Annotated in this window: 24 protein-coding genes; 10 read left to right on the top strand and 14 right to left on the bottom strand. The window is 61.8% G+C overall.

Annotated elements, in window-relative coordinates:
* Positions 1 to 13 precede the first annotated feature (13 nt).
* Entirely contained in the window at positions 14 to 646 is a 633-nt protein-coding gene (locus EK373_RS28475) for a peroxiredoxin (RefSeq protein ID WP_129648248.1), read from the bottom strand.
* Positions 647 to 837: 191 nt separating this feature from the next.
* Between EK373_RS28475 and EK373_RS28470 the strand changes: the two genes are divergently transcribed.
* The 3 genes from EK373_RS28470 to EK373_RS28460 all read left to right on the top strand — a co-directional run bounded on the left by EK373_RS28470 (position 838) and on the right by EK373_RS28460 (position 2,572).
* On the top strand, positions 838 to 1,266 hold the full coding sequence (locus EK373_RS28470; protein WP_198683715.1) for a MarR family winged helix-turn-helix transcriptional regulator: 429 nt from the start codon (positions 838 to 840) through the stop codon (positions 1,264 to 1,266).
* A gap of 145 nt (positions 1,267 to 1,411) precedes the next feature.
* Complete coding sequence (locus tag EK373_RS28465) at positions 1,412 to 1,639, top strand: hypothetical protein (protein ID WP_129648246.1); 228 nt, start codon at positions 1,412 to 1,414, stop codon at positions 1,637 to 1,639.
* A gap of 72 nt (positions 1,640 to 1,711) precedes the next feature.
* Complete coding sequence (locus EK373_RS28460; RefSeq protein ID WP_129648244.1) at positions 1,712 to 2,572, top strand: LysR family transcriptional regulator; 861 nt, start codon at positions 1,712 to 1,714, stop codon at positions 2,570 to 2,572.
* Here the strand turns inward: EK373_RS28460 and EK373_RS28455 are convergent.
* From EK373_RS28455 to EK373_RS28435, 5 genes are all read right to left on the bottom strand, one after another.
* Positions 2,569 to 3,255 (bottom strand): superoxide dismutase, encoded by a 687-nt coding sequence (locus EK373_RS28455; protein WP_129648242.1) that lies wholly within the window; start codon positions 3,253 to 3,255, stop codon positions 2,569 to 2,571. The two genes, EK373_RS28460 and EK373_RS28455, sit on opposite strands and share 4 nt — an antisense overlap.
* A gap of 107 nt (positions 3,256 to 3,362) precedes the next feature.
* Complete coding sequence (locus EK373_RS28450; RefSeq protein ID WP_157994583.1) at positions 3,363 to 3,884, bottom strand: hypothetical protein; 522 nt, start codon at positions 3,882 to 3,884, stop codon at positions 3,363 to 3,365.
* 118 nt (positions 3,885 to 4,002) lie between these two features.
* Complete coding sequence (locus tag EK373_RS28445) at positions 4,003 to 4,416, bottom strand: GFA family protein (protein WP_129648238.1); 414 nt, start codon at positions 4,414 to 4,416, stop codon at positions 4,003 to 4,005.
* A gap of 14 nt (positions 4,417 to 4,430) precedes the next feature.
* Positions 4,431 to 4,892 carry an SRPBCC family protein gene (locus EK373_RS28440; protein ID WP_129648236.1) on the bottom strand — a complete coding sequence of 154 codons (462 nt, stop codon included), beginning with the start codon at positions 4,890 to 4,892 and terminating at the stop codon, positions 4,431 to 4,433.
* Positions 4,889 to 5,218 (bottom strand): ArsR/SmtB family transcription factor, encoded by a 330-nt coding sequence (locus EK373_RS28435; protein WP_129648234.1) that lies wholly within the window; start codon positions 5,216 to 5,218, stop codon positions 4,889 to 4,891. The genes EK373_RS28440 and EK373_RS28435 overlap by 4 nt, the downstream gene beginning before the upstream one ends.
* A 122-nt stretch (positions 5,219 to 5,340) precedes the next feature.
* On the opposite strand from EK373_RS28435, the gene EK373_RS28430 reads away from it, so the two are divergent.
* Positions 5,341 to 6,354 (top strand): SDR family NAD(P)-dependent oxidoreductase, encoded by a 1,014-nt coding sequence (locus EK373_RS28430; RefSeq protein ID WP_129648232.1) that lies wholly within the window; start codon positions 5,341 to 5,343, stop codon positions 6,352 to 6,354.
* Positions 6,355 to 6,567: 213 nt separating this feature from the next.
* A complete protein-coding gene (locus EK373_RS28425; RefSeq protein WP_157994582.1) occupies positions 6,568 to 6,996 on the top strand; it encodes a nuclear transport factor 2 family protein in 429 nt (142 codons plus the stop codon).
* Between the two features lie 285 nt (positions 6,997 to 7,281).
* On the opposite strand, the gene EK373_RS28420 is transcribed toward EK373_RS28425, so the two are convergent.
* Entirely contained in the window at positions 7,282 to 7,917 is a 636-nt protein-coding gene (locus EK373_RS28420; RefSeq protein WP_129648228.1) for an SRPBCC family protein, read from the bottom strand.
* A gap of 10 nt (positions 7,918 to 7,927) precedes the next feature.
* Here EK373_RS28420 and EK373_RS28415 point away from each other — a divergent pair, with 10 nt between their 5' ends.
* Positions 7,928 to 8,593 carry a TetR/AcrR family transcriptional regulator gene (locus EK373_RS28415; protein ID WP_232831342.1) on the top strand — a complete coding sequence of 222 codons (666 nt, stop codon included), beginning with the start codon at positions 7,928 to 7,930 and terminating at the stop codon, positions 8,591 to 8,593.
* Positions 8,594 to 8,639: 46 nt separating this feature from the next.
* Here EK373_RS28415 and EK373_RS28410 read toward each other — a convergent pair whose 3' ends face one another.
* Both EK373_RS28410 and EK373_RS28405 read right to left on the bottom strand, forming a co-directional pair.
* The gene (locus tag EK373_RS28410) at positions 8,640 to 10,619 is read right to left on the bottom strand and encodes a glycoside hydrolase family 97 protein (RefSeq protein WP_129648224.1); all 1,980 of its coding nucleotides are present in this window, start codon (positions 10,617 to 10,619) and stop codon (positions 8,640 to 8,642) included.
* Between the two features lie 24 nt (positions 10,620 to 10,643).
* Entirely contained in the window at positions 10,644 to 13,352 is a 2,709-nt protein-coding gene (locus EK373_RS28405; RefSeq protein ID WP_157994581.1) for a TonB-dependent receptor, read from the bottom strand.
* Positions 13,353 to 13,632: 280 nt separating this feature from the next.
* Between EK373_RS28405 and EK373_RS28400 the strand changes: the two genes are divergently transcribed.
* Together EK373_RS28400 and EK373_RS28395 are read left to right on the top strand one after the other, a co-directional pair.
* The gene (locus EK373_RS28400) at positions 13,633 to 14,859 is read left to right on the top strand and encodes an OmpA family protein (protein WP_129648220.1); all 1,227 of its coding nucleotides are present in this window, start codon (positions 13,633 to 13,635) and stop codon (positions 14,857 to 14,859) included.
* Positions 14,860 to 14,870: 11 nt separating this feature from the next.
* The gene (locus tag EK373_RS28395; protein WP_129648218.1) at positions 14,871 to 15,725 is read left to right on the top strand and encodes a hypothetical protein; all 855 of its coding nucleotides are present in this window, start codon (positions 14,871 to 14,873) and stop codon (positions 15,723 to 15,725) included.
* A 38-nt stretch (positions 15,726 to 15,763) separates the two neighbouring features.
* Here the strand turns inward: EK373_RS28395 and EK373_RS28390 are convergent, their stop codons facing one another.
* From EK373_RS28390 to EK373_RS28380, 3 genes are all read right to left on the bottom strand, one after another.
* The gene (locus tag EK373_RS28390; RefSeq protein ID WP_129648216.1) at positions 15,764 to 17,263 is read right to left on the bottom strand and encodes an outer membrane protein assembly factor BamB family protein; all 1,500 of its coding nucleotides are present in this window, start codon (positions 17,261 to 17,263) and stop codon (positions 15,764 to 15,766) included.
* 181 nt (positions 17,264 to 17,444) lie between these two features.
* Positions 17,445 to 17,768 (bottom strand): hypothetical protein, encoded by a 324-nt coding sequence (locus tag EK373_RS28385; RefSeq protein ID WP_129648214.1) that lies wholly within the window; start codon positions 17,766 to 17,768, stop codon positions 17,445 to 17,447.
* Positions 17,765 to 18,265, bottom strand: coding sequence for a hypothetical protein (locus tag EK373_RS28380; protein ID WP_129648212.1), 501 nt, complete (start codon positions 18,263 to 18,265; stop codon positions 17,765 to 17,767). Before EK373_RS28380 ends, EK373_RS28385 begins: the two co-directional genes overlap by 4 nt.
* A 171-nt stretch (positions 18,266 to 18,436) precedes the next feature.
* Between EK373_RS28380 and EK373_RS28375 the strand changes: the two genes are divergently transcribed.
* On the top strand, positions 18,437 to 18,709 hold the full coding sequence (locus EK373_RS28375) for a hypothetical protein (RefSeq protein WP_129648210.1): 273 nt from the start codon (positions 18,437 to 18,439) through the stop codon (positions 18,707 to 18,709).
* Between the two features lie 83 nt (positions 18,710 to 18,792).
* Positions 18,793 to 19,092: a hypothetical protein gene (locus EK373_RS28370; RefSeq protein ID WP_129648208.1), complete on the top strand. Its 300-nt coding sequence runs from the start codon at positions 18,793 to 18,795 to the stop codon at positions 19,090 to 19,092.
* On the opposite strand, the gene EK373_RS28365 is transcribed toward EK373_RS28370, so the two are convergent.
* Positions 19,083 to 20,330 carry a phospholipase D-like domain-containing protein gene (locus tag EK373_RS28365; RefSeq protein ID WP_129648206.1) on the bottom strand — a complete coding sequence of 416 codons (1,248 nt, stop codon included), beginning with the start codon at positions 20,328 to 20,330 and terminating at the stop codon, positions 19,083 to 19,085. The genes EK373_RS28370 and EK373_RS28365 overlap by 10 nt on opposite strands.
* A gap of 18 nt (positions 20,331 to 20,348) precedes the next feature.
* Positions 20,349 to 21,920, bottom strand: coding sequence for a M48 family metalloprotease (locus tag EK373_RS28360; RefSeq protein WP_129648204.1), 1,572 nt, complete (start codon positions 21,918 to 21,920; stop codon positions 20,349 to 20,351).
* Positions 21,921 to 22,016: the final 96 nt, after the last annotated feature.

Below are 22,016 nucleotides of genomic sequence, written 5' to 3'. Positions count from 1 at the left end.
TGACGGCGGGATCTCACGCAGGCTGCTTCGTCACGCGCAGATACGGCCGCTGCTCCTCCCACCCCTCGGGAAACAGCTTGCGAGCCTCCTCGTTCGAGAGCGAAGGCGCGATGATGACCTGCTCGCCCGGCCGCCAGTTCACCGGCGTCGCCACCTTGTGTTTGTCGGTCAGCTGCAGCGAATCGATGACGCGCAAGATCTCATCGAAGTTGCGGCCGGTGCTGGCCGGATACGTGATCATGGCGCGCACCTTCTTCGCCGGATCGATGATGAACACCGAGCGTACCGTAAAGGTGGTGTCCGCCTTCGGATGCAACATGCCATACAGATTCGCGACCGTGCGGTCGGCATCGCCGATGATGGGGAACATCGGGCGAGCGCCCTGCGTCGCCTGGATGTCATCCGCCCAGCGCTCGTGATCGCCGATCGAGTCGACCGACAGGCCGATCACCCGGACGCCGCGCTTTTCGAACTGCGGACGCAGCCGCTCGGTATAACCGAGCTCGGTCGTGCACACCGGTGTGAAATCCTTCGGGTGCGAAAACAGCACGCTCCAGTGCGATCCGACCCACTCGTGGAAGCGGATGCGACCCACGGTCGTGTGAGCCTCGAAGTCCGGCGCGATGTCGCCAATCTGCAGAGCCATCGATGTCCTCCCATTACGGGCTGTTGCCCACGTCAAGTGCGCCGACAGCATAACCCCTCACAACGTGATACATTTCTATCGATTGGTTTTGAGGCCATTCGGATTGAGCATGAGCCGCCAACCGGCGCTGGAGCGCGGCGACGGACGCTGCTACCTTTACCGTTGATTTTTGGCTTAACGAGAGCACGGCATTGGCAACCAATAGCGGCAGCCCCATCGGCAAGCGCCAGTACGAGGCGCTGGCGACCTTTCGCTATCAACTGCGCCTGTACCTGCGGCACAGCGAGGAGATGACCCGTCGCCACGGGATTACTCCGCTGCAGTATCAACTGCTATTGCACGTCAAAGGCTTTCCCGGCCGGGAGCATGCCTCGGTGACCGAGCTGGCCGAGCGCCTGCAGGCAAAGCATCACGGCGTCGTGGCGCTGGTGACCCGATCCGAAGCCGCGGGACTCGTAAGACGTAAAGTCAGTGATGACGACCGCCGCCTGGTTCACATCTATCTGACGGCGAAAGGCGAGCAGAAGCTCGCTCGCCTCGCCGATCTGCACCGACACGAGCTGTTGCAGCTGCAGGGCCGTTTCTTCGTGCCGGACGCGGAGACATTGCAGGGGAAATAAAGCCCCCGCGAGTTGTATCGAACATTTCGATGGCAGCCACGAAAATTCATCGCTTGTGCATGAGCGACGCGCGCTCTAGCGTGTGAGACAGCGCTTCTCGACTCGGTCCCTCGGCTGATGCTCGAGGAGCGGCTGGAGAACCGACATGAATGCACAGGTGCAACGCCATCCTTCCGAGCTCGACGAATCGATCCCCCGATCCTCCGCGCGGCCCGCAACCCCTGCACGCTCCAACGTGCAGTCATCTCCACCCGCCGCGGAGGATCGACCTCTCTCACCCAGGAATGCGCAGCGCGTCGATCCGCTGTGGATGATTACAGCGGCCGCGGCGCTGCTGTTTGTTTTTCTACTGGCCGCGATGTCGTTCGACTGAACGCAGGACGTTCGGTGCGACGAATCAGGCGTCGATTGACAAGCCCGCGGCATCCAGCGACATTTGCTCGCGATGGATACCGAGCTTGCCCGTACTTTCCTGGTCGTCGTTGCAACGGGCAGTTTCGTCGACGCCGCCCAGAAACTGCACATCACGCAATCCACCGTGAGCGCGCGCATTCAGCGCCTGGAAGAGCTGCTGGGCGCCGAGCTCTTCACACGGAATAAATCCGGCACGACGCTCACGCCCGCCGGCCAACAATTCCAGCGCCACGCCGCCGCGCTCACCCGAATCGTCGAACAGGCCCGCCAGGAAATCGGCGTGGTGAGCGGCTTTCGTGCAACGGTCACCGTCGGCGGACGCATCGGCTTGTGGGAAGATTTGCTGCTGCGCTGGCTGCCGTGCTTCGCAACCGCCGCACCGGACGTGGCGGTCCGGGCGATCGTCGGATTCGAGGAGGATCTGATGCAGGGCTTGATCGAGGGCCGCATCGACGCCGCCGTGATGTACACGCCGCAGGCGCGTCCGGGATTGAAGGTCGAACTGCTGCTCGAGGAGCAGCTCGTCATGGTGTCCACACGCCGCGATGCTGCGAGCGTGCCCGAATCGGATTATATCTATGTGGACTGGGGCGCTGAGTTCTTCGGCCATCACAGTCTCGCCTTCCCCAATTTCTCCGGCGCCCGCCTCGCAGCGAACGTCGGCTGGCTGGGCTTGCAACACATGCTTGCGGCCGGCGGCACCGGGTACTTCCCCGTGCGCTTGATCCAAGCGCCGGAAGCTCAGGGTACGCTACATCGCGTCGAGCACACGCCAGAGTTTCGAATCCAGGCGTATCTGTGCTTTTCCAACAAGATCGAATCCCCCGCTCTCGAGCTTGCGCTGGCGACGATTCGTCAAATCGCGCGTGAGGCGGATCTAGCGCGCCCCTAGCGCGCTTCGGCGGCTCGTATCGGAATATCTGAAGCGGCTGCACAGGCGGCAGTGTTCCAACGCGTGCGCCGCCCTGCTCTGCGCTCGCGTGCGGCCGCGAGGTTCTGGTTCGCAAACGTCCAGTTCACCAGATGCGTGATGAAAGCATTGACGTAATCCGCACGGCGGTGTCGGTAATCGAGATAGTACGCGTGCTCCCAGACATCGAGGGCCAAGAGCGGCGTACTGGCAGCCACGAGCCATGTGTTCACATTGGGCGTCGCGACGATTCTCAAGCCCTCGCCTTCGAGCACGAGCCAGATCCAACCGCTGCCCACATGCATCGTGGCAGTCCCGATGAACTGCTCCCGAAACGCGCACTGGCTGCCAAAGCTTGCCGCGATCAACTCCGCGATCGGTCCGCTCGCCTCCCCGCCGCCGGCCGCAGCCATGCACGACCAGTAGAACGAATGATTCCAGGCTTCCGAGACTGCACTGAAGAGCACCGGCTTGGCCATTTCATGGCTCGCCTGCACGATCGTTTCGATCGATGCGGTCTCGAGCGGCGTGCGATCGATCAGAGCGCGTGTGCGCTCCACGCAGGCCACGTGGTGACTGCCATAGTGAGCCGCCAGTGTGCGACGGGAGATATGCGGTTCGAGCCCATCCATCGGATACGGCAACGAGGGCACGACGACGTTCATGAAACATCCAGCTGAAGTGCGACCTGAGCTAGGATAGGGTCACGACGGCGGCAGACAAGCGAAGAATATTCGCCTCTGCAATCGCAATTATCGATGACCTCGGCCGATCAGGCGGCGATGCCCGCAGGCGGCGGATCGTCGAGTTGTTCGTAGTGGCTCAGCCACATCACCAGCCGGCCTTTGCCACCACTCATCTCCGCGAATCGGTCTGGATAGCCGAGCAGAACGGCAAGCGGCGCGCTCGCACGCACGATGCCGAATCTGCGGTTCACTTCGGCATCCGTGATCGCCGCAAGGCGCTGCCTGAGATCCTCCCTGATGCGCTCAAAGCTCGTTGGCGGGCACAGCACGCGCAAGCCCATGATGGGCTGCTCGAGGCCATCAGCATGACGATAGCGAACTGTGGGCGGGCCGATACGCACCATCTCGCCGTAGAGGTCCATGAGCCGCTGCACGGGACGCTCCAACGCCATCTCGGTCTCCCCCGCGATCAACAACCCGCGCGCATCGGGTACGTAGGAAGCCGCCGAATCATTGGGCAGCAGCTGGATCGCTCGCTGAGCAAACTCAAACTGGAGCCGCTCGCCTCGATGCGAGCAGCAGGTCTCGATGGGATGATCTGGCAGCACGGAACCTTTTGTACAGCGTCGGCGGTGCTGCGAACAATTGGAAATATTCTCGCGATTAGTTTCACTTTCTCTAATCGAGCGAGGCCCCATCGCCTCACTGAGATTGGAGTCGGAGCCTTCACATCGGCGGCAACCGATCGAACTTCGTCAACGCCGGATCCAAACAATCCCATCCATGTCCACTCACGGTGTACATGACCGCCTGCGGCCGATATCGGCTGGGGTCGTCGAGGCTCGCGGCGTGCACCGTGAAGAGATCGGGCATGGCTGCGGACGTGAGGTACACGGGCGATCCGCAGGTTGGACAGAACGCCCGAGTTTTGCTGTTGCCCCTGTCGCCGACCATGTCCCACAACTTTGCCTGGCCGCTGTGTTTCACGCCATCACGCCAGAAAGTGAGATACGAGCCGTGACCGGTGCCGCTCATGCGCTGGCAGTCCCGACATTGGCACTCGGCCTGGAACATCGGCTCGACTGAGATCTCATAGCGGATCGCGCCGCACGCGCAACCGCCCGTGTAAGCCTGGCTCATTCGCTGTCTCGCGTTCACGCGTCGCCAGCGATATCGCCGACCGTGTGAACAACCTTCTTCCACCCACCACTCATCTTCTCGTACGCCGAATCGTTTCTTGGCGTGATGAAGCCGGAGTGAACCAGGCGCAATCGTGTCCCTTGACCTGCCTTGGACAAACTCCACGTGACGACTGTGTCGAGCAGCGAGCCATAGCCGACATTGCCCTCGTGTCCACCCTTCCAGGAGTAAGCGATGCGCTCATTCTCCACCACTTCCAGGACCTGGCAATGAATGGTCCCATCCCACTCACCCGCCGCCGTCGTTTTGAATGTAAAGCGCTTGCCCTTCACCGGCTCGAACCCGGAAGGCGCCATCAACCAGCGACCGATCAGATTACCGCTCGTCAGCGTCTTCCAGATCACCTCGGGCGCATGCGGGAGCACCTCGTCAACCACGATCTCCTGCGTGGCTGAAGTCATCGCGGCAGTGTTCACGGATCGATCTCCTTCAAGAGTGTTCTGAGATTGGCGACGCGCTCGCGCCAGAAAATGCCGTAGTGGCTCATCCAGTCGACGAGAGGCGCCAGTCCCTTTGGCTTGGCGCGATAGAAGACGTTGCGACCCTGCCAGCGATCGGCGATCAGGCCAGCTCGCTTCAACGAACGCAGGTGTTGCGAGACCGCCGACTGGGTCACCCCGCTGCCGCTCACCAGATCTCCGACGTTGATCTCTCCGGATTGGATGATCCGCTCGAAGACTGCCCGGCGAGTCGGATCGGCGAGCGAGCGCATGATGGCGTCGATGGAAGCGGTGCTGGGCATGAACCATACATTAGTGGCCACTGATGCATAAGTCAATGCTAATGTTTGTAGCCGACAGGAGCACGCCGCCGCTGCAGCGAATCGCCGGCCCGGTGCAGTAAGCGGCCTCGGTCGGCGCGGAGGTGGGCACTAGACTGCAGACCTACTCCGGCAATCCCAATCGCGAGGCCGCCATGCGAATATTTCTGAGCACGATGTTTGCATTGCTCGCTACGATGCTATGCGCCCCGGCGCAGCCCAGCGAACAAACATCCAAGGCTGTCCTCGTAACCGGCGCCAGCAGCGGCATCGGGCGCAAGATCACCGAGCACCTCGCAGCAGAGGGCCATTTCGTGTACGCCACCGCGCGCAAGGAGGAGGACTTGAAGGCGCTCGGCGCGATCAAGAACGTGCAGGCCCTGCGCTTGGACGTGACACAACCTGCAGACATTGCAGCTGCAGTGGAAGCAGTAACCAAAGCCGGCCGCGGCCTGCATGGGCTGGTCAACAATGCCGGTGTCGCGACCTTTGGCACGATTGCCACGATGAGGATGGAAGAGTTCGACCTGACGATGAAGGTGAACGTCTATGGGCCGGTGATGATGATCAAGGCGTTCGCGCCCCTCCTCATCGCCGAGCAGGGGCGGATCGTAAACATCGGCTCACCTTCCGGCATCACCGATGGCGGCGGACCCGACATCGCCGCGTATGTCATGAGCAAGCACGCGATCGAAGGACTGACGAAATCCCTGGTTCTGCAATTCGGTCCCCTCGGAGTTCATGTCAGCGCTGTCGAGCCAGGCGCTTACCGATCCGAAATCGACAAGAACATGCTCGAGCGTCTCACTGAAGATGAGAAAGCGAACATGCTCAAGGTCTGGGGGCCGATGCCGGATCCAATGATGTTTCCGGAGGCCGACGAGGTCGCGGTCGCGGTTGCACAGGCGCTGTTCGAGCCCAACCCGAAACGCCGCTATCTAGCCATTCCACGCAATGCCCAGGACCGGATCAATCGCCGCCTGCCGGAGCGAATAATTCGTTATCAGATGAAGCAACTCGTGGAGTGGAACGAAGGCCATGGCTACACCTTCGATCGCGCGACACTAATCAAGATGCTGGATGACGCGCTGGTCAACGCCCGACCGCGAACCCAATGAGTGAGAAGTGATCGAAGATCCACAGACGACTCCGCCATCGCTCTGAAGTGGTATCACCGAGGGCACGGAGAATGGATCTGTGAAACTACCCTAAACCACGGCACGCTCGACTCGGTGCAGCCTACCAGGCCAATCCGAACGAGGTGACTCATGCCAATCCGGCTTGATGACGGTGCCGACTTACCGCGACGAGCCCTGCTTACGATGGCCGTCATGGCGCCAACGTTGGCTTCAGGCATCACGCGCGCCGCGGAGTCCGCGCCGCCAGGGAACGTCGAGCTGCCGCTCGATCTCGCCAAAGCGATAAAGGAGCACGAGCAGGCGACCGTCCGCAACGATATCGAGGTGCTCGGGGACCTGGTCGCCGAGGACTACCTGCTGGTGAACTCCGACTCGACGCTGCAGGACAAGCAATCCTATCTCGCCGATTTCACCGTCCCGGGATTCAGGCTCGATCCGTTCATGATGGAAGAACCTGTCCTGAAGCTATGGGGTGACACCGCACTAACAGCGGGACGTGTGCATCTCACCTGGACGCAGGATGGCAGACGACAGGACCGCCTGCTCCGCATGGTGCACGTCTGGGCCAAGGATGACGGCCATTGGCGACTGACGTATACCCAGCTCACGCGCATCCCTTAGTCCACGTGCTCGCGCCTGGCCCGGCCCGAAGGTCTGCAGGTTCAGGTCGCGCTTCGACGCCACGATGGTGCATACACGGTTGCCGGCTGCTCATCGAAGGTTTCCAGGATCGCGCTCTGCCGCTGCGGAAGCAAAAATTGGCTGCTCCTATTTCAAGCAAATCCATGCTCGATCCATGCTATCGACACGCTCACCGTGCAACATGATTCGAGCGCGGCAGACATTCCACCCTCGACGGATCGGCAAGAAGAACATGCACTCGCCGCTACCCACCGCCGCCCACGGTCATTCAACGTCGGCCGCGGGCGCCGCCTCGGCATTCGATCGTCCCCTCTCCAACAGGCTGCGCATCCATTCCGCAAACGCAGTATCGAGAAAGTCCTTGCGGAAAAGCTCGGGGTCGCGATCTTCCTTGAGCGCGAATCGATATGTCCAGTGGACACGGGTCCGGTCCGGCGCGGGTTGGGTGTGGACGAACTCACCGACGGCATACTGGACGTCGCGAAACTTGGGACTCGTATAGTTCCAGACCACATATCTGAATCGTTGGCCCTCACTGTGCGCCTCACGGTGCAGCACTTCTTCGACGGCGATGGAGCCATCGGTGAGACAAACGAGTCTGCGCGCGCCTACCGCGCCAAACCCTCCGCTGGTGAGATTGAGCGTGCCGCTGACGCCCGGCAGGTCACGCGTCGGCCGAATGCCCTCGCTCAGCGGTCGTCTGCCCGCCTGCATGACGGCCGCCAGGCTGCGAGCAATGTCTATTTGCTCCGTATGCGCCACGAGTTCCTCGAGCGGTGCGATGTCCGGACGAGGCGGATTGACGAACCCGACCGGGGGCTGGCAAGCCGGAGCCTGGCCCCCGAGCAGCAAGCCGGCGAGCATCAGAGCGAAGCGAAACCGATATTCGTAGGTGCGCATGCGAGGTATCTTGTCCAAACCTGCAGCGCCGGACTATTCGCATATGAAACGGAACCAAGCCGCATCGCTGAACCCCCGAAAAAGACCGCAGCAGCGCCGCTCTCGCGACACCATCGATACGATTTTCGAAGCCACCATTCAGGTTTTGCTCGCCAACGGATTCGACAGGACCACGACCCTGCAGATTGCCGATCGGGCCGGCGTTTCCGTCGGCTCTCTGTATCAATACTTCCCGAACAAGCGGGCCCTGCTGGCGGCAATCGTGAGGCGCCATGTCGGCGGGGTTGTCGACGCGACCGTTGCCGCCTGCCAGTCGGTGCACGGAAAGCCCTTCGAAGAAATGTGCGCCACGATCATGGCTGTCTTCGTCGATGCGAAGACGCGCAGGCCCGACATCTCGCGCGCGCTCTACCTGCCGACCGCCGCGATCGATGGCGACGCCATCGTCAAGGAGGAGTCGAGTCGATGCGCCCAGGCGATACATGACATGTTGATAACCGCCAGTGACGCGAAGTTCGAGCAGCCTCAGGTCGTGAGCAGCGTCCTGGTCGCATCCATCGTGGGACCGACGCGGGCAACCATAGAAGCTGGCGGGAACAAAAGCACGTTTGATCGCCTGAAGCTGCACCTGACCGCACTGTGTGTGGGTTATCTAAAAGAGGTGTCGAAGCAGTAGCAACGATTGCGCTGCCAGGCGATGCCACTGACGCATTCGTCCCAAGTCACCCGCCGCCTACCAAGACGGCAACCGCACCCCCGGCCGGTGCGAGCTTGAGCGTCAGTTTGTCGCCGCGAGTGAGCTGCGTTTTGTACTGCCGCAGTTCCTGCGGCATAGCGCCGTCCTCCCAGATCTGCGAGCGGTATTTGCCCGAGGCGAGAAAATCCAGCGGCACCGTGAGCTCACGGGCCGCTTCGTTCGTCATTGCGCCGATGTACCATGTGTTGCCTTTGCGGCGGGCAAGCACGACGTATTCCGCGATCGTTCCCTGCACGAAGCGCGTCTCATCCCAACTCGTCGGCACGTCGCGTACGAAATCGAAGCCGGCGGCGTTTTCATAAGCATCGGGGCTGTCCGCCACCATCTGCAGCGGGCCGTCGTACACCACAAACATCGCCAATGCCTGGCCGCGCGTGGTTTGGACGAAGGGCGGACTGTTGTTGATGCGGAACTCTTCCGGCCGGACGTTTCGGAAGCCGCCGGGCGTGTAGTCCATCGGCCCGAGCAACATCCGAGTGTAGGGCAGCGTCACATTGTGAGTCGCTGTGACCCGGCGGCTCCATTTGTTGTATTCCGCGCCCATGACACCTTCCTGGGTCATGTAATTTGGATAGGTGCGATACAGGCCCGTCGGTGGATAGGCGCCGTGCATGTTGACCATCAGCCGCTGCTCTGCTGCTTTCGACATCACGCGGTGGTAGTACTCGACCATCTGCTGATCGTTGCGATCCATGAAATCGATCTTGATGCCCTTGATTCCCCACGTCCGATACTGCGCAAGCGCTGCATCCATTTGCCGGTCCAACAGCGCCCACTGCACCCACAACCACAATCCAACGTTACGTTGGGCGGCGTAACGCACCAGCTCCGCCATGTCGATGCCGGGTTTCGATCGGGTGATGTCGGCATCCGCCCTGGCCACGCCGCCAACGCCGGAGTTCAAACACCAGCCTTCATCGATCAACATATATTCCAATCGCGCCGCTGCGGCGAAATCGATGTATCTCTTCAGCGTCGCCATATCCATGCCCGCCTTCGCCGGCGCAGGCAGGTGCGGACCGGACCACCAATCCCAGGCGCTCTTGCCGGGAACGATCCAGGCGGTATCGCGTAAGGCCGTCGGCGGATTCAAGTTCGCAATGAGCGTGGACTCGATCAGCTTGCCAAGGGTGTCCGCCATCATGATCACGCGCCAGGGCGATGCGACGCCGGCAGCGGACGACTTCACGCGCACGACGGCAGAGCCGGGGGTCGGATGGCGCGCGAGGCGTGTCACCACACCGGGCTCGCCGTTGCCTCGACCGCTCAGATACATGCCGGCGTAATTGCGCAGATCCGCCTCGGCGATCGCGAACTGCGTGCGACCACTCGGAATGCGGCAGCTCAACGGCGCATCGAACAGATGATGCTCGCGAATTCGGCTCGCCCGCACCGGATCGAACTCGCCTTCATGGCTCGAATACATGTGCCCGATATTCAATCCATGACACTCATAGTCGCCGGTGAAGGCGAACTCGGTCGACTCGGCCCGCAGCTGCACCTCCTCGAGCCCCGGTTGACTCGGAACGAAGTAACGCAACGCGACGCCATCGTCATAGGCTCGCAAGATGATATCCAGCCTGCGAGCAGACCCGCCGCGCTCCCGCAGCGACACGGTCATCTCATTGAAGTGATTGCGAGCCTGCGACGTCTTTCCCACGACCGTCCGATATTGCTCATCCACCGAGCGCCGCTGGGAAGACACCGGCTCGAACAGTTGGAAGCCACGGTCCTCGACCAGTTGCAGACGCAGCTGAGAGGGCGCGATCACCGTCTCGCGCTGCCTGCTGACCTCATATCGAGGCGGCTCATCCGCGCCGACTTGAAGTTTGATCGCTATGGAGCCGTCGGGTGAGCTGACGCTGTAGTCAGTTTGCGCAGACGCCGTCGCGGGCTGCGTCACGAGCACGCACGCCGCGATCGCCGCATATAGCTTTATGTGCATCCCGATGTCCTTGTCCGAGTTGCCTCAGAAGCGGGCACGTACGCCAGCCGTGATTCGCCGCCCGCTATCTTCCAGCTGCAGCAAGCGCTCTTTGAAGGCAGAGTAGCTGCGCGTACGCTCGTCCGTCAGGTTCACGCACTCGGCGAACACTGACCACGCTTCGTTCACCTGAAAGCTCGCGCTCACGTCGTACTGCCCATAGGCCTCGATGTTCTCCGGCTGTCCCTCGAAGCTGAAGGTCCGTCGCAGAAAATCATCTCGCCAGTTGTACGCGGCGCGCACCTGGATCGGACCCTTCTCGTAGAACAACACCAGGTTGGCCGAGTTGGACAGGCCTTCGACGTTGAATACCTGCGTGCTCAAGGTGGGATCGAACGTCACCGAACTGTCCACATCGGTGTAGTTCGCCGAGACACCGAACCCGTCGTACGGCGCCGGCAAGCGGTCGAAGGTGTACTGTGCGGACAGCTCCACGCCGTACACCTTTGCGTCATTGGCGTTGACCGGGCGCGTATCCAGGAACTCATAGCCGAGGATGGTCGTGGGCCTGGTCGCCAGCGAGACGAAGTTGTCGATCCATTTGTAGAAGCCGGCCACGCTGAAGTAACTCGCATCGTTGAGAAAGTAGTCGATGCCGAGGTCTAGATTCTTTGCGAGGTAGGGCTGCAAAGCCGGGTTGCCGCCGGAGCTGAAGAAAGAATCCGGCGGACGCAGGTTGTAGCCCTCGGTGGGCTGCAGGTTGGTGAGCGTCGGGCGTGTGAGCGTGCGCGAACCGGCGATCCGCAAGGCCCATTGATCGGTCACGTTCAAACGCAACGCGAGCGATGGCAGGAAGTAGTCGTAGTCGTTCTTCTCGGTGATCGGCATCGGATCGGTCAACGTGAACGAGACGGCCGTGGCATCGCCCGGGATCGGCGTGATCGACGCAATTTCCTGTCCCGTGCCCTTTGCGGTCAGATCCGTTTTGACCCAGCGCAGCCCGACTTGCCCCGTCCAGGCCATGTCCGCGACGTCGCCGCCGAGTTCCAGCTGCACATAGGCGGCCTGCGATTCTTCCTCGACCGAACCCGAGCCTTGCGGATTGAGCACGGCCCTGAAGTCCCCGCCATTGGCCGCGAGGTTCGCCGCAAACGCCGCTCTTGCGGCAGGGTCGCCGTTCAGTCCGTACGCCGCCGGTGATGTGTAATACGCAACCAGCGCATCGACATCGAAATCGAGCCATTGGCTGGGCAACCCGGAGCCGCCGAGGAACGAGCCGGCGTCATAGGAGCTCGTGACGCTGGCCGGCACCGGGGCGTAGTAGCCGCAGTAGTAGCAGTTCAGCGAGCCGGGCGTTCTGTAATCGGTGGTCGTCTTCTCTCGGGTGGAGGCCAGGGCGCCGAACTTGAACGTCCTGATCACACCATCGAATTCGTGGACGACATCGACCTGGAATTGTCCGATCTCATCTTCGACGTCGTTGCCCGACTGGTCGAGATAGTGCGCGCGCAGGTTCGAAGGATCGGTAGGCGACAGCACGTTGGTGTAGAGCGGCGTGGCGCTGCCGGGGCGCAGGTCGAACGTTGGATTCACGCCAGTGTTGCGTGTACCGAGCACATAGAAGCGCTCCTTGCCGCCGTTATCGTCCTCGGCTTTGGAATAGGAAACATCGAACGCGACGGTCGTGCGCTCCGTCAGCGTGTATTCGGTATTCAACGCCAGCTGATAGGTCGACGCATCGCGCGGCCGTTCGCTGACGACCCAGTCAGTGGCCAGGCTGCCCGTGTCGCCTCGCACGTAGCGAGTGACCGTGCCGTTACCGTTGGCCTCCGCAGAAATGATGTCCGCAGGGTCGCTGAAGTACGCAAGCACATGGTTGCGATTGTCGATCTCGTAGGTGGTGTAGAGGGCATCGAGCTCGAACTTCAGGGCATCGGTCGCGAGCCAGTCGAAGGACAGTGTCGCGCCCATGCGCTCGCGCGTGCTCTCGTCGACGATTTGATTGTACGAGCGCGTGATGGCCACGTCGGTCAGGTCTGCGGCGCCGTCCCGGTTGAAGTCGAGGTCCTGCCCCGTCAGCCAGCCATCGGTGTGGAATCGCTCGAGCCGCGCCTTGCGCTCGTCGTAAACCACGCTCGCCAGCGCACCGAACGTGTTGCTCTCGTTGGTCATGCTGATGAGGCCGGACATCGTGGGAGTCGTCTCCTCCGAGCCGCCGTCGTACTTGGCGGCCGCGCTGCCGGCGGCGTGAAAACCCTGAAAATCCAGCGGCCGGGCAGTGCGTAGCTGAATGGTCGAGCCGATGCCGCCCTCCTGGAATGCAGCCGAGGAGGATTTGTACACCTCCGCGCTGCTGATCAGTTCGGGCGCCAGAATGTCGAAGCTGAACTCGCGTCCGTCGTTCTCGGTCGCGAGCAGCCGACCATTGAACAAGACATTGTTGAACTCGGGACCGAAACCGCGCACGGTGACGAAGCGGCCCTCGCCCGCGGTTCGATCGATGGACACACCGGCGATGCGCTGGAGCGATTCGGCCACGTTCTGATCAGGGAACTTGCCGATGTCCTCCGCGGCAATGGAATCGACCACGCCGAGCACTTCCTTTTTCAGATCCAGCGCGCGGGACAAGCTCGCGCGCGTGCCGGTGACGACGACTTCTTCCACGGGCGCTTGCGCCATCGCTACACCGACCAGGCCGAGCGGCAACGCGCTCGCGCCAAACAGCACTCGGCGGATCCATCGGCCGTGACTCATCATTGACCCCCTGACCATTTTTGAAACGCCCGCGCGCCAGAGCGCCACAGGATTGTTTGTTGGTGACATCGAAAGCGTCCCGACGGGCCACGCCTCGATCGACTGCGGACGTAGAATTAATAATACAAGTTGTTTTATTTAGTCAACACCGCGTTGACGCTCAGAGACCGCTGCGTTTCCGCCGCGGTATGAAATAAATTCAAAACCTGGATCCGTTCATGTCAGGATTTGCCGCGGGATTGCGTTACGGGAGTAAGGCACTCCACTGAAAGGACTTGTCATGGGCGCCCTGCCCCTCGTTCCGCTGCTCACGCTCGCCGTGATCGGCGCTGCCCATTCCGACAATGCAACCCCATCGACATCGCGCGTTCCGCTCTGTCCCGGCTTGCAGATCGTCACAGCGATCAGCCAGGCCAATGGAGACTATGAGTCGATCAAGACCGTCCTGTCGGTCGATGACAAGAACGTTCTGATTCGCTACTCCTCCGAACAGCTCGTCACGGATCTGTTGGCAGCGGACTTCGGTCAGGTGCGCAAGCAAACATTGAACCGGTCGGTGCGCCGCTCCGACTTGAAATCGGCGGCCTTGTATCAGCAGCGCTTCATGCCGGGCATGCCCACCGAGATTGCCGAGACGACCGCGATCGGCACCTCGCAGGCCGTGCTTCGTGCCCTGAAGACGGCCGGTCGAAGCGAATTCTCGATCTCCAATGCCTACTCGGGCGAATTCCCAGCCAATCGCGATCACAGTCCCAATCTCTACGACTTCATGTCCCCGGGCGAGCTCGTCCGCATCGGCCAGGCCGAGCGCATCCCAGTGGTCATCAACGGCGTCACGACCTCTCTTCCTGCAATCCGCGCGCGCGGCGAATTCGCAGCTGAGCCGGCAGAGTTCCTGTTTCTCGATGACGACGCCAACCCGCTCACATTGAAGTTTCGCGTCGGCATCGATTCCGAGCCGCCCATGGATTCGCACATGAAGGAGCTCTGCCGCACGATGCAAGCAGCCGCCCCGGAGATCAGCCGCGCGTTGTGCGGTCGAGAGACCGCAAGCGATCGGGAAACCCTCGAGGTGGTGAAGATCGCCTATCGCTGCGATGTGCCGGTTGCCGCAGCGGAGCCCGCGCCCGCGGCCGGAGCGCAACTGGAACAGCAGCTCGCGACCAGTGGCAAGGCGGTCGTCTATGACATTCACTTCTCGTTCAACAGCGATCGAATCCGAGAAGAGTCCGCGCCGCGACTGGCGGAGATTGCCAACGTCCTGCGCAAACATTCGGACTGGAAGCTCGTCGTCAATGGACACACCGATTCCATCGGCGGTGATCGTTACAACCTGGATCTGTCGCGCCGACGTGCCGCAGCCGTCAAACAGGCGCTCGTGAAGTCACACGGGATCGCCGCCGAGAGGCTGACCACCGACGGTTTCGGTGCCTCACAACCTCGCGATACGAACGAAACTCTCGCCGGACGCGCGCGCAATCGGCGCGTCGAGTTGATCAAACAATAGGAGGTCGATCCATGACGATCCGCGGTTTCCTGGGCTCATTGCTGTGCCTCGTCGGTGCGAGTGCATACGCCGGTGGCGATCCGATTCCGGTCTGTGTGGGCTCGGGTGGCACGATGCGGCTGATCCAGATGCAACTGAGCTGCAAGGCCGGTGAGCAGAAGAAGCTGTTCGCGGAGTGGGAAGCGGAGATCGCTGAACCGCCGGAGGAGGAAGATGCGCGCATTGCGAACATGCAGAAGCAGTTGCAGGAGATGACCAAGCGCCTCGCCGCGCTCGAAAAAGCGCCAGACCCTCGCGGCAACAGTCAGGCCGCGACTCGCATCACAGCGCCCTTCGAAGTCGTCGGCCGCACCGGCAAAGTCATCTTGCGCGTGGCCGAGAAAGTTTCCTCCACCTCCGGCGAAGGTGCTCAGGTCACGATTGGCGCAGGCGACGCAGGCAATTACGGCGTTCGCGTTTACAAGGAGGGCGCCACGTTCGTTGCCGGTGTCGGCCAGGCGCGCGGTGGCACGGGCCTGGTCGCGGTCATGGATGAGGATGGATCGTTGGTCGCCAGCATGAGTGCGCGAGATCGCAGCGTCTCTGTCTACGAAGGCGACAAGGCCGCGGCGAGCCTTGTGCTGGACGACACGGGCGGGACCGTCGCCATCTATCAGGGCTCGCAGGCCGTCGCCTATCTGACACGCAGCTCACATGGCAACGGCGGCAATGTCACGCTCACGGATGGCAAGGGCTTCGGCGTGTTCTCGGCGGGCGCCGCATCCGATGGCGGCGGCGAGGCTTGTCTCAACCGAGTCACCGGCGGCGGCAAGCAACGTAACGTCTGCCTGGGCATCGAACTGCCGAGCATGGGGCTCGGCAAATGACGCGCCGGGTCGCCCGCCGCCGCGAGCGCTAGTGTGGATTAGCTCCCCAGCTCGAACGCGTAGAGCCGGCCATTGAGGTCGACGGCGTACACGACGTCGTCGACGATGAGCGGGGATGCGCCAAATCCCCAGTTTTTCTTCGCGTCGATCACGTCTTTGGAGGGTGCCTCCTGGTACAGCCAGCGAACTGCGCCAGTGCCACGATCGAGCGCGACCAATCCACCGTTGCGAAATCCGGGCGACGCTCCAACACCGACCGCGCCCGCCACGACGAACCGGTCGTTCACGGCGGGGCGTGACCACGACCAACCCGGTACCGGCGCTTTCCAGCGCAAGGAACCATTGGCGGCATCGATGGCATAGACGTTGACCGCGTCCGAGGAGCCCGTGTAGACGACACCCTCGCGCACGACCGGCGGCGATTCGATCCACGAGAACCAGTAGTAACGCCGCCATTGTTCTTTGCCGTTGCTGGCGTCGAGAGCGATCAGTTCGTAGGTGCGACTGCCGAGCAATACGCGATCGCCGCTCACGACGAGATCACCCGCGACTGCAAGCTTCGCATCGTAAGTCCACCGCAGCTTGCCATCGCGCGCCGATACGGCCTGGACTTTGCCGTCGAACGCCGCGAAGACAACAAGATCGCGATAAACGGCAGGTGTCGCGGTCATCATGTCACCGGCAGCCACGCGCCAGATCTCACGACCGTTCACTGGATCGAGTGCATAGAGGTTCTTGTCGCGGCTGGCGACGTAAAGGTGCTGCGCGTCCGCGACGACGCTCGAGCCGTACCGGTCCCAACGCGATTTCTCCTGGTCGGGCGGAATGCGCGCCGGGCTGCCCGCATCGATGCGAGCTCGCCATTGCTCGACGCCCGTGCGTTTATCCAGTCGATACAGGAAGCCGGAGTCCGAAGTGACATAGACGCTCTCGCCAATGACGGCGGGCTGGCCACGGATGGGCTTGTCCGTCGGAAACTTCCAGCGAATGCTGCCGCTCGCATCGACGGCGCTGAGCAGCCCCTGTTCATTGCCGACATACAACAATCCGGACTGCGCATCACGCTCGAGCCCCGCCCAGGCCGGACCGCCGACCTGCACCGACCACTTCACCGTCGGCGCCTTGACCTTCCACTGCGTGGGCTCGGGCTTCGCGACCGGTTCGCTTCGATGGAATTCGACCGGGATGTCATAGACCGGCACCGCCTCGCGCGGCAGCACGCCACTGAGCGTCTGACGCTCGGCATTCCAGGTGAGAGGAAACGAGAGCGGCTGGGTATCGATGCGATTTCCATCCAGCGTCACCGTGCCCAGCGGCACGGCATGCACGCCGATCGCGGGGAGCGAGAGCGCCGCCACGGGCTTGCCATCCTTCTCACTGATTTGCAGCACGACTCGGGACGACTCGCCCGCGTGGACCGGATCAGCCGACCACCAGCCGGTAAGATCGGAGATTGTCAGGGCCGCAGCCTGCGCCTGGAGCGCGATCGCATTCGTTGCGCAGATCAGCCCAAGCCCCAATCGCACGATCGTTCTCATGGCGCCCCCTCGTTCGAATTCTCATGCCTCCATGCTAACGCCGCAGGGGTGATCCACAAATACGGTCCACGCGATCACAGCTTGGAGGGCCCGATGTGGCCTTCGTTCGGATCGATCGCAGTGGCGCCGTGTCAGCGTCCGCTGCAACGGCTTGCCAGGCGGGCTGGCGCAACTTTACTACTTAGACCTTGATTGTGCCCGAGAGCCAACCATCGACCAGAGCCTGCACGTCAGCTGCAAGGTACGCAAACCGCGCTTCTTGCGGGTAGTACGCCCACACTCCGCCGTGGCCGCGCCGGTACCCAAATTCGATCCCATCAACACCCGGCCGTCCCACGATCAAGAACGCATTCTCGGGACGTTCGGCAATCTCGTTCGCCGGCACGATCAACCACACCTGCTCCGACTCACTCCAAACACCATCGACGAGCCCCGGCGACTCGAAGTAGTCATCGCAGGCGTATTCGCGAAAGCGCGCTGGAACTTCCATACTGAACCGCGTCATTGCGCCTGAAAGCTGCTCACGTTAAACAATCGCTCAAAATCCGCTCCAACTTGCAGTCGCGCGAGAGTCTCTGCACCGAACGGCTCGCGTTCGACGTGGACCAAATCATCCAGCGTAACGCGCTTCATCACCTCGGGCAGCGTACCTTTCAGGTCAGCCAGGATCGTGGCGATTTCCCTGGAGCGCTGTTCGCCCCAACTCAGGGGATAGTAGACGGGCGTGTCGATGCCGAATCTCCTGGCAAGTATCGCGTAGTTGTTCGAAAAGTACGCACCCCCACCCTCGCCCAGGGACCAGAGTCGGCCAAAGGACACCACTGCACTCCTGCTGTCATTTTCGAAGCCTACGCACAACCTCAGGCCGCGACAGCACTCGTAGTGCGCGCCCGAATCACTGTAACGACCCGTCGTCTGGCACGGGTCATTCGCCAGCGAAAATCCGAGCCGGACGAGGTCGTCGCCGGCCAGCGCGTGGAAAGTCTCAGCGTCTGTGGTCAATGCCCACTCCCGGCAGGCTTTGGTGGCGACAAAATGGCGTCAAGGATTTGCTGATCATTGTAAGTATCTGAGAAAGTGCGTGCTTTGAATTCAATCGCTCCAGCCCGTCGTTGCCGTCTTTCAAAGCAATCTACAATCCCGTCTATGTTGCTACAAACGCTTCGACGACGCATGATCGTGTTCCTTTGCGTGACCGTGCTTTCACTGGTCACGTTGTTCTCATACGAAGAGAACCGTACGCTCTATCCGTATCCAAATGTATTGGGAAGCACCTGGTATGGCCCCATCCTGCTACTGACCATACCAATTGTGTTTGCCTGGGCCGCGCAGGCATTTAGATCGCGCATGCTCAGAATCGTCGGTTCCGTAGCCTCACTGCTGGTGCTGGCGGTGTTTGTTCACTTGATTATCGTCGGATACCAACGCGCACGCCCGCACTTTTGATGCGGGCGGGACATTCCGAGCGCAGGCAGCGGCAGTTTCCACCAGGAGCGGCAGATGATTCGACGGCTCTACGGTGTGCCACTGTGACTGTGGTTGGAGCTAGCCATCTGCTTCGGCGCGACGGCGTTCCGCGTCCCGTTCTCGATGTTTTTTCTTATCTCGGCAATACGCCTTTACAATGGCCGTGGTTGCCGGGGCTGGGCCTGATGATTGGGTTGTTGACGGTCGCGGTGTTTCCGGAAGGGCGTTTGCCGGCGGAACGCGTGGCCGAGCCGGATCTTTTGTCTGAATTGAGTTGCTTCGTGCTGCCGCTTCTGGGTTTCCTCCATGTTGCCTATCTGGCCGGCCCACTGGAGCGATCGCAATCTTCCGATCACAACTGATCGTGCACCTGATAGGCAATCCAATCGAACAACCGGCTGTACCACGGCCGGCGACGCCATCCCTCCAGCGTCAATTCCTTGCTGCGCTTCAGATCCTCCTCGAACGCAGCCTTGAGCTCCGCCGCGATCTTCGCGTCGCGAATGCCGATACCCACCTCCTCGTTCAAGGACAGCGAGCGAGCATCGAAATTGGTGGAGCCGATGTGCGACCAGATGGCGTCGACGATCACGATCTTTTGATGAATCAGCGTCGGCATGAATTCATACAGGCGCACGCCGCCCTCGAGCAGCTGCGCGTACAAGCGGCAGCCTGCACGCCGCACGAAGGGGCTGTCGGTGTGTTGTCCGGGCAGCATGAGATGAACGGCGACGCCGCGCTTGACCATCATCGTCAACAACTCACACACGCCATCGTCGGGCGCGAAGTACGGATTCTGGATGATCACCTCGCGCTTCGCGCAGGCGATGGCGACGGTATAGAGCAGCGCCACCGACGACACGGCATCGCCCGATGCGCTGCTGACGACATGGGCATCGCTCGCGCCCTTGGCCTCAACTTCCGGAAAACACCCGTCGCCCGCCGGCACGCAGTGACTTTCTTCGATCCAGTTCTCCATGAACACGGACTGCAAGGCTTGCACCGCCGGGCCTTCGACGCGTACCGCGGTGTCGCGCCAATGTTTCTCGTCCTCGCCGTGGCCGAGCCACTGATCGGCGATGCCGTGACCGAAGGTGTAGCCGATGACGCCATCGACGATGAGCAGCTTGCGGTGAGTGCGATGATTGAAGCGGCGCAGGTTCCACCAGCGCGGCTTGCAATAGGTGGATAACTGCACGCCCGCCTCGACCAGGCGCTTCAGATTGTCATCGTCGCCGCCGGCGCTGCCCATCGCATCGATCAGCAGACGAACCTTGACACCCTCGCGCGCTTTGCGGCTGAGCAGCTCGATGAATCGACGTTCGACCGCACCTGCCGTCCAGACGAATGTTTCCAGGTGAATGGCGCAGCGAGCGGCGGCGATGTCTGCTTCCATCGCAGGAAACAACGCGCCGTCTTGCAGAACCTGGCAGGCGTTGCCTGTCGTGACCGCGCCATTGGTCAAGCCCGCGAGCGTGTAGAGATCCTCGCCGAGCGAAGGCAAGGCATCGAGATCGAGCTCGAGATACGGCGTGTTACGCCGATTCTTGAGCAAAAAGTAGGCACTGGCCAGCAGCGCGCCGGCCAGAAACGTCAGCACTCCTGCCCACACGTTGAGCTACTCGGCGACGCGCGCGCCATCCACGCGGAAGCGAAGATAGGGAAGCTGCGCCTGCGCGATGCTGTCGATGCCTGTCTGAGCCGCCGCTTGCTGGCCGGGTTGCACGGCGGAGCGAAACACCACCGGCTGGCCTTGTTGCACGACGCGACCACTCGCATCGACGAGCACAGGCGTCACTTGAATGCCCACGAGCGGAGCCGGCGCTCGATTCTGGACGACGACCACCACCCGTCCTTGCGGATCGAGCTGACCCTGCGTCGCGACGTAGTTGCCAGGGTTCTGCGGCAGATCCATGCGCACGAACTCCGCCGCCGCGCGCTGTCCGATCTGACTTTGCGAGCCGGCCGCCGCACGAAAATATTCCATCGCCTTGGCCCGATCGCCGCGATCGCGCGAAATCGTGCCTAGGTAATAAGCGGCCGGAGCCGTGGGCAACAGCTCGACGCTCTTCGTCAGCCATTCCTCGGCACGCGCCTTGTTGCCCGCCTGATATTGAGCGACGCCGGCGCCGAGGTAGGAGCCGAAATAATCCGAGTTCAGATCGATGGCCTTTTGATAGTGCGGCAACGCCTCCTCGGGCTTCTTCTGCGCGAGTTTCATTTCGCCCAGGAACTCATGGAACCGCCCTTCGCGCGGCTCGATCTTGATCGCCTCCTGCACGAGCGATTCGGCCTTCGTGTATTCCTTCTTGCGCGCCGCCATCATCGCCTCTTCAAACTTCTCATAGGCGGGCTCGATCTTCTTGAACGGTTGCAAGCGCGCCTGATATCGCTCCTGCCCGAGATCGCCGCCCACACCGAGCCGGGCCGCTGTTTCTTTATTCTTGGCAACGCGCTCCTCAGAAGGTGGATGCGATGCGAACAGACCTTCGAGCCAGCTCTGGCCCTTGGCTCCGCCCTGCTGCGACAGGCGCACGAATGTTTCCTGCAACGTGATCGCGCCTTGAACATCGTAGCCGGCCGCCTTCATGTACTTCATGCCGTACTCATCGCTCTCCAGCTCCTGGTCGCGACCGTACTTCTGCTGGATCATTTGGGCGCCGATGCCCGCACCCTGCACGGCGAGGTTCGCGACGGTTGAGTCGACGTCGCTGATGGCAGCGCCAATCTGAGCGGCGGCGAGCCCGACCTGCATGAGGGTGCCGCGCTCCTGCGCCTTCGCGCCGTGCCGGGCGGCGGCGTGCACGATTTCATGGCCAAGCACGGCCGCAAGCTCCGCTTCGTTCTTCAATTCCGAGAGCAGGCCGACGTTGATCGCGATCTTCCCGCCGGGGAGCGCCCAGGCATTGGGCACCGGGTTGTTCAGCACCACGAACTCATAGGGAAGCGGGCGGTCGGAGACCGCCGCGAGCTTCTGGCCCACTTCGTTGACGTAGGCGGTGAGATCGGGCAGCACGTCGAAGTCGCCGCCCTCGCTCTGTTGGGTCGGCGCGTAGTTCTGCTCGCCGATCTTGATCTCCTGCGCCTCGGAGACGAATTGAATCTCTTTCTTACCCGTTACCGGGTTCACACCGCACGCACTGAGCAGGAGTGCAAGGATCGGTAAGCACAGCAGCTTCGCGTTACGCATCGGGGTTCCGCCGGTTCAGTGGTAGTGGAAGATTCTACGGCCCTCCTCGTTCAAGAGCGATCAATGGCGGCTATTTGTTCCCAAGCGGCGCGCTGG

The sequence above is a fragment of the Peristeroidobacter agariperforans genome, assembly GCF_004138335.1.
In the GTDB taxonomy this organism is placed as follows: Bacteria; Pseudomonadota; Gammaproteobacteria; order Steroidobacterales; family Steroidobacteraceae; genus Steroidobacter; species Steroidobacter agariperforans.
Note: the sequence above shows the minus strand (reverse complement) of the source record. Positions and strands in the feature narration are given on the sequence as shown.